Genomic DNA, 11,578 nt, shown 5'->3' on the forward strand with positions numbered 1-11,578 from the left:
TCCCCCAAAAGAACGCAAGGTCGAGCAGTGTGCAGGCTAGGACCACATCAACGCGGGCAAAGTTGCCTGGCGCGGTGGCCTTTGGTGTGCTGGTTATCTGCAACATAGCTGCAGGGTTGTGATTTTGCCTTACATCGGGGCATAAGCGATCATGGATGCTTTCGATTACCGCTATTGGAGAACGGGATGTCTCGTGCGCTGCCAGCTGCTCTGCTTGTGCTGTTTCTCGGGCTGTGGCTCGCTGCCAGTTATGGTGTGCGCTATGGGCTGATGGAGGATGGCCAGTGGGTTGGGCTGTGCACGGTGCCGGCGGCGTACTGGCAGTGTGAGGTGCGGTCGTTGCTGGGGTTGGGCATTCACCACCAGGTGCTGGCCTGGGGCGGGTTGGGCCTGGCGCTGCTGGCGCAGGTGGTTTCCGGCCGCGCCGGCTGGTGGCTGGCGGTGTTGGCCCTGGTGCTCGCGGTGCCGGCGCTGGTGCTGTACACCGCCAGCATCGCGGTGTTTGCGCTGGTGCTGGCGGGGTTGCGCCTGGTCAGGAGACCGCAGCAAGGCTGACAGGGGCCGCTACGCGCCCCATCGCAGGCAAGCCAGCTCCCACAGGGTCATCACCGCCTGAACGCACTGCACACTCCTGTGAAGGGCCAACTGACTTGCTCGATATCTGAACGCTTGCGCGGTCCCTGTGGGAGCTGGCTTGCCGGCGATGGGGCGCGTAGCGGCCCCAGGGTCTCAAACCTTGCGCACCCGCAAGCTGCGCCACAAGGCAGCGGTCATCAGCACACTCACCACCGCCCAACCCCAGGCCTGCTGGTTCTGCAACCCTTCGACAAACAGTTGCGGCGCCACCCCGGCTCCGACGATAAACGCCAACAACGCCACCTCCGCACGCCGCGCCCGCACCGGCCACAGCACATACACCAGCGCCGGCAACGCCAGTGCCGCACTGGGGAAGCTACGGTAGCGTGGGTCGAACACCATCGCCAGCATGCTCACCGCCGCGGCAAAGCCGGCCGCCAGCAACAGCCAGCCGGCCCGCGCCTGCAGCCAGGCGAACAAGCGTTCGCGCCAGCCCGCCCGCTGCGCCAGGGCCAGCAGCGCATGGGCCAGCACCAGCAGGTTCAGCCCGGCCAGCACCACCGCCCATACCCACTCCCCGGCAAAGCGCGCATGGGTGCGCATCAGTTCGCCCCACAGCCCCAGGCAAGCCGCGCCAAACGCCGCCAGCACTGGCAGCAACAGTGCCGCCTGCGCGCTGGCGGGGCGCCCGGCGAGTACCAACATGGCCGCCATCAACAGCACACTGGCCAGCAACCACTGCGGCCAGTAATGCAAATTGCTCACCGGCCCTTCAAGTACGCCCTTGTCCTGCCGGTCGGCATCGTAAAGCCCCCAGTACCCGCCCACTGCACCTTCGTTGGCGCGCTTCCAGGGCTGGTCGAATGCTTCGATCAGGTTGTAGTGCCAGCCGTTGCTTTCAGCCATGGCCACAAAGCCGCGAATGAAGCGCGCCTCGTTGACCCGGCTGGGTAGGGCGGTTTCGCGCTGGCGGCCTTCGCTGGGCCAGCCGGTTTCACCAATCACGATGTCCTTGGGCGCAAAGCGCGTGCCGAATACCCGGCGCACATCGGCCACGTGGGCCAGGGCGTCATCGATGCCGCGTGGGTCGTCCTCCCAGTAGGGCAGCAGGTGGATGGTCAGGAAATCCACCGCCGGGGCAATCTGCGGGTGCTGCAACCAGAACTCCCACACATCCGCGTAGGTAACCGGCACCTTCACCTGGCTTTTCACCCGGGCGATCAGCTTGGCCAGGTGTGCACCGGTCACCTCTTTGCGCAGCAACGTTTCGTTGCCCACGATCACCGCGCTGACCACATCGGGGTTGGCGTTGGCGGTGGCGATCAGCAGCTCGATTTCCTTGTCGGTGTCTGCCGGGTGGGCGTTCACCCAGGCGCCCAGCATCACTTTCAGGCCATGCTTGCGCGCCAGCGCGGGGATTGCCTCAAGACCGGTCATGGAATAGGTGCGGATGCACTGGAATCGCTCAGCCAGCAACGCCAGGTCGGCGTCCATGCGTGCCGGGCGCAAACGAAACGGCTGGTCGTAGGGCGACTGGTCCTTGTCGAACGGCGTGTAGGACGCGCACTGCAACTTGTGTGTCGGGCTGGCCGCGTCGGGCAGGTGCACCGGCTTGCCAAGCCCGTACCAGAGCCCCGCAAGCCCGAGCAGGGCCAACAGGCAGGCGAGCAGGTACAGCGGTAACAGCAAGCGGGCAGAACTGGGCATCGGGCGGTCCATCGTCAGGCGCAAAAGGGTAGATAGTAGCCCGGCGCCAAAGCTTTGGCATGCAAGGATCGCGCAGGCTGCTGTAGGCCGATGGCGCTAATGGCACAGTGCTGTCGCATATGGGGCAGGTACAGGTCGCAGCTGGATCAGGTCGCCCGCTGTTGCAGGCAGATGATGCAATCTCCAAGACCTGACGAGGGGATGCTTTGATGGCAACTTTGAAAAAAATGCGACGTTTCCTGGGTGTAGGCACCGCCCTGGTACTGGGAATGAGCGCAGCACAGGCAATGGCCAAAGAAGTAAGCATTGGTTACGTGGATGGCTGGGCCGACAGTGTGGCCACCACCAACGTGGCCGCAGAAGTGATCAAGCAGAAGCTTGGCTACGACGTGAAGTTGCAGGCCGTGGCTGCCGGGATCATGTGGCAGGGCGTTGCTACCGGCAAGCTCGATGCAATCCTGTCGGCATGGTTGCCCGTTACCCATGGTGAGTATTGGGCCAAGAACAAAGACAAGGTGGTCGACTACGGGGCCAACTTCAAAGATGCAAAAATCGGCCTGATCGTGCCGGAGTACGTCAAGGCCAACAGCATTGCCGACCTGAAGACCGACACCAGCTTCAAGCAGAAAATCGTAGGTATCGACGCCGGCTCCGGCGTGATGATCAAGACCGACCAGGCCATCAAGGACTACGACCTGACTGGCTACAAACTGCAGGCCAGTTCTGGCGCAGGCATGATTGCCGAGCTTACCCGTGCCTATGACAAGCAGCAGTCCGTTGCAGTGACTGGCTGGGTACCCCACTGGATGTTTGCCAAGTGGAAGCTCAAGTTCCTTGAAGACCCTAAAGGCGTCTACGGTGCGGCTGAAACCGTAAACAGCATCGGCAGCAAGCAACTGGACAAGAAAGCCCCTGAGGTTGCCGAGTTCCTGAAAAAGTTCCAGTGGCAGTCCAAGGATGAAATCGGCGAAGTCATGTTGGCGATTCAGGACGGTGCCAAGCCTGAAGCGGCGGCCAAGGACTGGGTGGCCAAGCACCCTGATCGTGTGAAGGAGTGGACCGGCAAGTAAGAACTTCAGGGCCAGTTTTGCTGCTTCGCGGGCTTGCCCGCTCCCACAGGTGTATCACTGCCCTCAGGCCTTGTGATCCCCCTGTGGGAGCGGGCAAGCCCGCGAAAGGGCCGGCACTTTGTTACGCAATCGGTAAAACACCGTTGCATCTAAGACTAAGGTCGTCTGGTTGCCGTCCAACAGCCGCATAAAGTAAGGGCGTGGGTTTCATCCCCTACCTGTGCTGCTAGGACAAAAACAATGAACGACAGCATTTACCTCTCGATACAAAACAGCCCCCGCTTCAAGGAGCTGGTTACCAAACGCGAACGGTTCGCCTGGATACTCTCGGCGATCATGCTCGGCCTGTACTGCGCCTTCATCCTCCTGATCGCCTACGGTCCTCAAGTGCTCGGCGCCAAGCTCAGCCCTGAGTCGTCGATTACCTGGGGCATCCCCCTGGGCGTCGGCCTGATCGTTTCGGCATTCGTCCTGACCGCCATCTACGTACGCCGCGCCAACGGCGAATTCGATGAGCTGAACAAGGCCATCCTGAAGGAGGCGCAACAATGATTCGCCACGCCAAAGCCCTGGCCGTACTGGCCTGCGGAGCCTTCGCACCCGCCGTGTGGGCCGCCGATGCCCTGACCGGCGAGGTGCAGAAACAACCGCTTAACGTTTCCGCCATCGCCATGTTCGTGGCCTTCGTCGCCTTCACCCTCGGCATCACCTACTGGGCCTCCAAGCGTAACAAGTCGGCGTCGGACTACTACGCTGCCGGCGGCAAGATCACCGGCTTCCAGAACGGCCTGGCAATCGCTGGCGACTACATGTCGGCAGCCTCCTTCCTGGGTATTTCCGCGCTGGTGTTCACCTCTGGCTACGACGGCCTGATCTACTCGATCGGCTTCCTCGTCGGTTGGCCGATCATTCTGTTCCTGATCGCCGAACGCCTGCGCAACCTGGGCAAGTACACCTTTGCCGACGTGGCCTCGTACCGCCTCGGGCAAAAGGAAATCCGCACCCTGTCGGCCTCCGGTTCGCTGGTGGTGGTGGCCTTCTACCTGATCGCGCAGATGGTCGGCGCCGGCAAGCTGATCGAGCTGCTGTTCGGCCTGGACTACCACGTGGCGGTGATCCTGGTCGGTATCCTGATGTGCCTGTACGTGCTGTTCGGCGGCATGCTGGCCACCACCTGGGTACAGATCATCAAGGCCGTGCTGTTGCTGTCCGGTGCCAGCTTCATGGCGCTGATGGTGATGAAGCACGTCGGCTTCGACTTCAACACGCTGTTCTCCGAAGCCATCAAGGTACACGCCAAGGGCGAGGCGATCATGAGCCCGGGCGGCCTGGTCAAGGACCCGATCTCGGCCTTCTCGCTGGGCCTGGCGCTGATGTTCGGTACCGCCGGCCTGCCGCATATCCTGATGCGCTTCTTCACCGTCAGTGACGCCAAGGAAGCGCGCAAGAGCGTGCTGTACGCCACCGGCTTCATCGGCTACTTCTACATCCTTACCTTCATCATCGGCTTTGGTGCCATCCTGCTGGTCAGCACCAACCCGGACTTTAAGGACGCAGCAGGCGCCTTGCTGGGCGGCAACAACATGGCGGCAGTGCACCTGGCCAATGCCGTGGGTGGCAGTGTGTTCCTCGGCTTTATCTCGGCTGTGGCCTTCGCCACCATCCTGGCAGTGGTTGCGGGCCTGACCCTGGCCGGTGCCTCGGCGGTGTCCCACGACCTGTACGCCAGTGTGTGGCGCAAGGGCAAGGCCAACGACAAGGACGAGATCCGCGTGTCGAAGATCACCACCGTCGCCCTGGGCGTGCTGGCGATCGGCCTGGGTATCCTGTTCGAGAAGCAGAACATCGCCTTCATGGTTGGCCTGGCGTTCTCCATTGCCGCCAGCTGCAACTTCCCGGTCCTGCTGCTCTCGATGTACTGGAAGAAGCTGACCACCCGCGGCGCCATGATCGGCGGCTGGCTGGGCCTGATCAGCGCAGTGACGCTGATGATTCTTGGCCCGACCATCTGGGTACAGATCCTCGGCCACGAGAAGCCAATCTACCCCTACGAGTACCCGGCGCTGTTCTCGATGGCGATTGCCTTCGTCAGCATCTGGTTCTTCTCGATCACCGACAAGTCCAAGGCGGCTGATGACGAGCGTGCGAAGTTCTTCCCGCAGTTCGTGCGTTCGCAGACTGGCCTGGGTGCCAGCGGGGCGGTTTCCCACTGATGCTGTAGCTGCCAGACCCTGAAACGCACAACGCCCCGCTAGCCGGGGCGTTGTGCGTTTCAGGGTCTGGCAGCGGATAGTGGCAAAATGAATTTGCTTGGGAAATTTCCTAAATTCGCTCGGAACGGTCCTAATCATTCCGCGCCAGCGTTCACGAATAATCGCCTCCACTGATCGGGCAGTCGCCCGTCAGCCTGTGATTCCTTCAAGGAGATTTGATTCGTGAAACGTATGTTCTTCGCCCTTCCGCTGGCCTTGCTTTTCGCCGGCGCGGCCCACGCGGTCGACCCGATTGAAAAACAGGTGCAGGTAACCGCCCAGGTACCGACCGATGCCTTCTTCGTCGAGCCGGTTGGCGGCAACTGGATGAACGACCCTCAGGAGTTGGGCTGGAACCCCTACCAGGCCAAGCTCGAGCCAATCCGCAAGGAACTGCAAGTCAAAAGCACCGTCGGCCCTATCACCGCCTACCTGGTATCGCCTGCCGTGATTGCCAGTGGCACCAACAACATCGGCCTGGACGTCAAGGTTGGCGACACGGTATTGCAGACCACGCCAAACGAAGTGGTCAGCGCCAGCCAGGCAGCACCGGGGGCGATCATCGGCTTTGAAGTCGCCGCACAACCGGCACCCGCTGCGGGCTACGAGCCAGGCAACTACCAGGGCCTGGTAAGCATGATCTTCGAAACCGCCGCACCCTGATTCGCCCTTACCGTTCATTCGTTGTTGCCTGCTCCTGCCCTCGGCCCCTGCCGCGGGGCGGGCAGGTATTGCCTGCAAGCGACACTCATGACCAGATACTTCCCGTTACGTGCGCTGTACCGCAGCCTGCCGGTGGCAGCCTGCCTGGCCGTTGCACCTGTAAATGGCCAGGCAGCGCCTGCGGCATTCGGCGGCACCGAAGGCCTGCCGCGAGAATTCGAGGCGCACTTCTATGAAGTACCGCTGGCCGTCAGGGTGGACCTGGACGGCCGCTACCTGGGCGATGCCATGGTGGTGCTCAGCCGCGATCAACGCGTGCAGTTGCTGGAATTTACCGAAACCCTCGACAGCCGTGAGCCGGAGAGCCTGCGGCGGCGCTGGCGCGAACGCCTGGTCGACGGCCGGCCACTGGGCGACTGCCAGGTGGATTGCCCCGATGGCTTGCGCGCAGTGCATTACAGCCTGGTCAATTCGCAGCTGTCACTGCTCACCGACCAGGCCGAAGCGTCAACGGCAGGCGAGCGTTACCATCGGCTTCCCGAACAGGGCAGCTACGGCCTGCTGCTGCGCAACCAGCTCAACCTGGTGAATGACGGCCGCGCCACCAGCGGGCGCTATGCGCTGCAAGGGCAGGGCAGCCTGGGTAACTGGACAACCTTGGCCGATGGCCAGCTCGACCGTGGCAGCGATAGCCAGCAGAGCACGCGTTACCGGGTTGACCAGCTGTATGGGGAACGTCTTGTACAAGATCACTTCTACCGGCTTGGCTATTTCACCCCCAGTGCCCAGGGCCTGACCCGCCAGCCACGGCTGATGGGCACCAGCCCCGATACCACCCTGGGCCTGATGTTCGGCAGCAGCGACAGCCTGGCCATCGACAATGGCGCGCCCAGTGCGACGCCCATCTACGTCACCCCCAACCGCCCCGCCGTGGCGGAGATCTACCGCAATGGCGTGCTGATCAACAGCCAGCCGGTGCAGCCAGGCCTGCAGACGCTGGACAGCAAAGTGCTGCCCGGTGGCATCTATGAAGTGGAAATACGCCTGGTCGAGGACGGCCAGGTCACCTCGCGCAGCCAGGCGTTCATCTACAAACCCAGCAACTGGCGCAGCACCGATGCCCCGTGGCGCTACAACCTGTACCTGGGCCGACAGAGCAGCGTGTTGAGCAACTGGCAGCACGACGCCGATGACAGCCTGGCCGCAGGCGTGCTGGCCAACTACCTGCTACACCCGCGGGCTATCGTCGGCCTGTCGGCGCAGCGCATCGACGAGACCGTGCAATACGGAACTTCGCTGGACTGGGATGTACGCGACCGCTTCAAACTGTACGGCAACCTGTTCCGGGCCGAGGGCTACGGCAATGGTTATGACCTGCAACTGATCCATGCCGGTGAAAGCAGCTCGTTGGTGGCCAGCCAGAGCAGCACCTGGCTGGCGCGCCCGGAGTCGCTGCGCGAGGCCCGTGAGCCGACCAACTGGCAGGCCCGGCAAACGCAGACGTCACTGTCGTACAACCACCGCCTGGACCCGCGCAATACCGCCAGTGTGCGTGTGTCGCACAGCACCGGGGCCAACGCGGGTACGGGGGTGGACCTGGGCTGGTCGTACTTCGGCCAGTTACTGGGTTCGCAGGCCAACTGGCGCCTGTCGCTGTTCGACCGGCCGGGCAACGTGGGCACCGGCGAGGCACGCAGCCGCGGTGTCAACCTGAGCCTCAGCATGAGCCTGGGCGGCGTGGGTGGCCGGCGCCTGTCGGCCAGCGTCGGCACCCGTACCGCCCGCGACGGCGGGCGTGACCTGAATGCCGCGTTGGCCTACCAACAGGACGTCGACCTCGGCCCGCTGCGCAGTGTTGGCCTGACCGCCAGCGCCGACCGCTATGGTGCCGGCCTGGGGGGCGACACGCAGTTTGAAAACCAGCAGTTGCATGGCGATGCCTACTTCCAGCGCTCCTCGTACAACGGTGAGTTCAGCGGCGGCCTCAACCTTGAAAGCATGCTGGCGGTGGGTGCCGGCAAGGCAGCGGTGAGTGGCCAGTACCTGCCCCACCAGGCGGGGATCATCGTCGATGTGGAAAGCGACATCGAAGGGCTGAAGCTGCGTGCAGACGACCGTCATGGCGGTACTGCCAACTTGCGGCCAGGGCGCAACGTGGTGCCGGTGGCGGCCTACAAGGCCGGCCATGTGCAGTTCGACCTCGAAGGTACCGACGCCACCGCAGCCGTGATCCAGCCGTCCAGCGTGGACTACCACCTGAACCGTGGCGGCATCGCCTACCGGCAACTGCGGGTATTGCGCACCCTGACCGTGATCGGCCGCCTGCTCGACAGCCATGGGCAGCCGCTGCGCGGTGCCCAGGTGATCAACCACGCCAGCCGCAGTGTCAGCGAAGCCGATGGCTTTTTCGCGGTGGAGATGAGCGAGTCCACCCCCACCCTGGAAATTCGCCAGCAAGGGGAGGCGGTGTGCCTGCTGACGCTGGACCTGGCGCAACTGGCGCGTGAAGACGATGTGCTGTTGGCCGGCGACCAGCGTTGCACGCCGGCAAGCCTGGCCAGAGCCGCCGCCGCGAATGGCGCGCGCGGCGAGAGCTAGACCTTGACCTTGATCACACACAGAGCCGCCCTACCGTCAGTTCAGACGGGTCCTACAACTCCTGCGACTGCAGCCGTTTTACGGTATGCCCATCGCTACACTCACCCAAGGAGCCTTCAACTTTGAACATCCATCGCCTGATCGCCCTGGCTTTGCTGGTTGTGCCGCTGGCAGCCAGCGCGGCACCCGAGCTCAATGTCGGCGCGCTTTACGACTACCTGGACGGCGGCAAGAGCACCTTGCTTAAGCGGGTGCGCAACGGCGGCGATACAACCGCCTTTGTCAAGGTCAGCGTCGCCGAGCTGGTGTACGACAGCGATGGCAATGCCCGCGAAGTCAATACCGATGGCCTGCCGCTGGAGCAGCGCGGCCTGGTGGCCAGCCCGGCGCGGCTGATCGTGCCGGCCCAGGGTATGCAGGCCGTGCGTTTGCTGTACCGCGGCGAGCGCGACAAAGAGCGTTACTTCCGCTTGCGCTTCGTGCCGGTACTGCCAGAGCTGGGCGATGGCTTTGCCGTCGATGCACAGGAGGCCGAAGAGTACCGCGAACACCTCAAGGCCGGGGTCAACCTGCTGGCAGGCTACGGCTCGTTGCTGTTCGTGCGGCCGGCCGAGGCGCAATTCCAGACGCCGGTGCAGCGCCAGGGCGGCAAGCTCACGGTCAGCAACCAGGGTAACAGCACCGTGGTGCTGGACCAGTTCCGCCAGTGCCAGTCCGCCGGTGAAGCGTGCGAGCCGGCGACCAAGCATCACTTGCTGCCTGGGCGTACCCGAGAGTTCGAAGGGCAGGCGGGTAAATTGCACCAGTTCGAGTTGCATGAAGGCTCAACCCTGACCGCGATGGCGGTGGAAGGATGAGGCCGGCCAAGGGCATGGCGGCATTGGCCAGTCTGCGCAATGCCCTGGCGCTGGCGATGTTGTTGCTGGCACCACTGGCCAGCGCGATCGAGTTGACGATTACGGCGCAATACAGGGGGGGTGGTTCGGGGCGGTTCGAAAATACCACGCCCCCGGGCCATATGTGCGAGCGCTGGCCATTATCGTGCCGGGGCAGGACCACTGTCGATCTGCCTATCACCTTTACAAAAAAAACGGTAAAAGGCGCGCCGGACTGGCGTGACAGAGGCTTCGTGAAAGCACCTGCCGGGCGGGATATCGAGGTTTATCATGACTCTGGCGAGCCGCGGCGCATGCACTTCAAGTGGGAGCTGTTGAGCTTCGCTGCGTACAGCTCACGGCTTGATCGCAACCCTTTCTGGAACCTGCTGGGAGGTGGTTGCACCAGCGGCGGCAACAGCGGCGGCTGGGCGAATGGCCGAGCCGCGCACGCTATTTTTCTATCCAATCCTGATGCCCCCGAGCCGTGCTGGGCTGATAGTACTTATGCACCAGAAGGCACGGTCATGACGGTCGACATGACGGAATTCGCCGCCGCCTTTGTGCTGGATATGCCACCGCCTTACCGCCTCAGGTCCGGCATCTATCGCGGTACGACTACCTACCGCATAGGCCCGGGTGGCGATTTCGACTTCGGCAACGATGTCACCAACCTGAGCACTGACACCCTTACGCTCAACTTCGAGCTCGACGTCCAGCATCCCTTCCTTGTCGAGTTTCCACCTGGCTCCGAGCGCGCCGTGCTCGAACCCAAAGGGGGTTGGCAGGCCTGGCTGTCCGGCGGCAAAGCGCCTGGGCGGCTTTACCGAGACCTGCCGTTCCGCTTGTGGTCGACCGGCCCGTTCAAGGCCTACAAGCTGTGCCAGTACGACAGCGGCGCGGGTTGCGCGATCCGCAATGACAACAACGAAGATGCCGCCGTGCAAGTCAGCCTGAGCCTGCCGCCGGGCGTGCAGTACCTCGGCAACCCGGTTAATCACGTGGCCTTGCCGACCGGCCGACATGCGGCGCTGTATTTCGAGGCATCGATGCCGACCCTCAATCGCCCGGGCCAACTGCATTTCGAGGCTGGCCGCGACGAGGTGCAGGGCATGCTCAAGAACCCGGGGCAGACCTACACCGGTCAAGTCACCGTGATCTTCGATGCCGAGTTATGACGTGGCATTTTCCAGGAGCAAGCCATGCACAAGGTCCTGGTGGTAGACGACCACCCGTTCATCCGCGCCACCGTGTGCATGCTGCTGCGCAAGGAGCGGCTCGATGTCGTCGGCCAGACCGACAATGGCATCGATGCGGTGCGCCTGGTGCGTGAGCTGGGCCCGGACCTGGTGATCCTCGACATCGCCATGCCTGGGCTGGATGGCCTTGAGGTGATCGCCCGGATCAAGGCCTTGACGCAGCCGCCCAAGGTCCTGGTGCTGACGTCGCAATTGCCCGAGGCCTATTCGCTGCGTTGCATGCAGGCTGGCGCGGCGGGCTTCGTGGCCAAGACCGATGAGCTGGACGAGTTGGGCAAGGCGGTGCGCGCAGCCTTGTCGGGCTATACCTATTTCCCCGAGGTGGCGCTGAGCTCGGTGCACAAGCAGGACCTCAAGTACACGGACGCGCAATGCATTGCCTCGTTGACCGACCGCGAGCTGATGGTCTTGCAACAGCTGGCCCGTGGGCTTAGCAACAAAGCAATCGGCGAGGCCATGCTGCTAAGCAACAAGACCATCAGCACCTACAAGGCCCGGCTCATGGAAAAACTGCGGGTCAACTCGCTGATCGACCTGGCGGACTTTGCCCGTCGCAATGCGCTGCTCTAGTCGCTGCC

General features: G+C 63.2%; 10 protein-coding genes. 9 read left to right on the forward strand and 1 reads right to left on the reverse strand.

All coding sequences use genetic code 11. The features are described 5' to 3' along the window. Positions 1-186 precede the first annotated feature (186 nt). Positions 187-555: a hypothetical protein gene (locus ACFY9W_RS01805; RefSeq protein ID WP_391124940.1), complete on the forward strand. Its 369-nt coding sequence runs from the start codon at positions 187-189 to the stop codon at positions 553-555. A gap of 174 nt (positions 556-729) precedes the next feature. On the opposite strand, the gene ACFY9W_RS01810 is transcribed toward ACFY9W_RS01805, so the two are convergent. Beyond that, positions 730-2,295 (reverse strand): beta (1-6) glucans synthase, encoded by a 1,566-nt coding sequence (locus ACFY9W_RS01810; RefSeq protein ID WP_391124943.1) that lies wholly within the window; start codon positions 2,293-2,295, stop codon positions 730-732. Positions 2,296-2,492: 197 nt separating this feature from the next. Here ACFY9W_RS01810 and ACFY9W_RS01815 point away from each other — a divergent pair, with 197 nt between their 5' ends. The 8 genes from ACFY9W_RS01815 (at position 2,493) to ACFY9W_RS01850 (ending at position 11,570) form a co-directional block, all read left to right on the forward strand. Beyond that, complete coding sequence (locus ACFY9W_RS01815) at positions 2,493-3,353, forward strand: glycine betaine ABC transporter substrate-binding protein (protein WP_300024604.1); 861 nt, start codon at positions 2,493-2,495, stop codon at positions 3,351-3,353. A gap of 240 nt (positions 3,354-3,593) precedes the next feature. Further along, positions 3,594-3,905 carry a DUF485 domain-containing protein gene (locus ACFY9W_RS01820; RefSeq protein ID WP_016715535.1) on the forward strand — a complete coding sequence of 104 codons (312 nt, stop codon included), beginning with the start codon at positions 3,594-3,596 and terminating at the stop codon, positions 3,903-3,905. Then, on the forward strand, positions 3,902-5,566 hold the full coding sequence (locus tag ACFY9W_RS01825) for a cation/acetate symporter ActP (RefSeq protein WP_391124947.1): 1,665 nt from the start codon (positions 3,902-3,904) through the stop codon (positions 5,564-5,566). Before ACFY9W_RS01820 ends, ACFY9W_RS01825 begins: the two co-directional genes overlap by 4 nt. A gap of 222 nt (positions 5,567-5,788) precedes the next feature. Further along, positions 5,789-6,268, forward strand: coding sequence for a CS1 type fimbrial major subunit (locus ACFY9W_RS01830; protein ID WP_391124950.1), 480 nt, complete (start codon positions 5,789-5,791; stop codon positions 6,266-6,268). Between the two features lie 87 nt (positions 6,269-6,355). Beyond that, a complete protein-coding gene (locus ACFY9W_RS01835) occupies positions 6,356-8,866 on the forward strand; it encodes a CS1-pili formation C-terminal domain-containing protein (RefSeq protein ID WP_391124953.1) in 2,511 nt (836 codons plus the stop codon). A gap of 122 nt (positions 8,867-8,988) precedes the next feature. After that, positions 8,989-9,723 carry a molecular chaperone gene (locus tag ACFY9W_RS01840; protein WP_391124956.1) on the forward strand — a complete coding sequence of 245 codons (735 nt, stop codon included), beginning with the start codon at positions 8,989-8,991 and terminating at the stop codon, positions 9,721-9,723. 14 nt (positions 9,724-9,737) lie between these two features. Then, a complete protein-coding gene (locus ACFY9W_RS01845; protein WP_391124959.1) occupies positions 9,738-10,919 on the forward strand; it encodes a hypothetical protein in 1,182 nt (393 codons plus the stop codon). A gap of 24 nt (positions 10,920-10,943) precedes the next feature. Next, complete coding sequence (locus tag ACFY9W_RS01850) at positions 10,944-11,570, forward strand: response regulator (RefSeq protein ID WP_391124962.1); 627 nt, start codon at positions 10,944-10,946, stop codon at positions 11,568-11,570. The last annotated feature ends 8 nt before the right edge of the window (positions 11,571-11,578 follow it).

This window comes from Pseudomonas sp. NPDC008258 (genome assembly GCF_042956345.1).
In the GTDB taxonomy this organism is placed as follows: domain Bacteria; phylum Pseudomonadota; class Gammaproteobacteria; order Pseudomonadales; family Pseudomonadaceae; genus Aquipseudomonas.

Excerpts from the sequence above, each read along its gene's own strand:
- ACFY9W_RS01805 (WP_391124940.1), top strand. The coding sequence starts at position 187 with ATGTCTCGTGCGCTGCCAGCTGCTCTGCTTGTGCTGTTTCTCGGGCTG.
- ACFY9W_RS01810 (WP_391124943.1), bottom strand. The coding sequence starts at position 2,295 with ATGGACCGCCCGATGCCCAGTTCTGCCCGCTTGCTGTTACCGCTGTAC.
- ACFY9W_RS01815 (WP_300024604.1), top strand. The coding sequence starts at position 2,493 with ATGGCAACTTTGAAAAAAATGCGACGTTTCCTGGGTGTAGGCACCGCC.
- ACFY9W_RS01820 (WP_016715535.1), top strand. The coding sequence starts at position 3,594 with ATGAACGACAGCATTTACCTCTCGATACAAAACAGCCCCCGCTTCAAG.
- ACFY9W_RS01825 (WP_391124947.1), top strand. The coding sequence starts at position 3,902 with ATGATTCGCCACGCCAAAGCCCTGGCCGTACTGGCCTGCGGAGCCTTC.
- ACFY9W_RS01835 (WP_391124953.1), top strand. The coding sequence starts at position 6,356 with ATGACCAGATACTTCCCGTTACGTGCGCTGTACCGCAGCCTGCCGGTG.
- ACFY9W_RS01845 (WP_391124959.1), top strand. The coding sequence starts at position 9,738 with ATGGCGGCATTGGCCAGTCTGCGCAATGCCCTGGCGCTGGCGATGTTG.
- ACFY9W_RS01850 (WP_391124962.1), top strand. The coding sequence starts at position 10,944 with ATGCACAAGGTCCTGGTGGTAGACGACCACCCGTTCATCCGCGCCACC.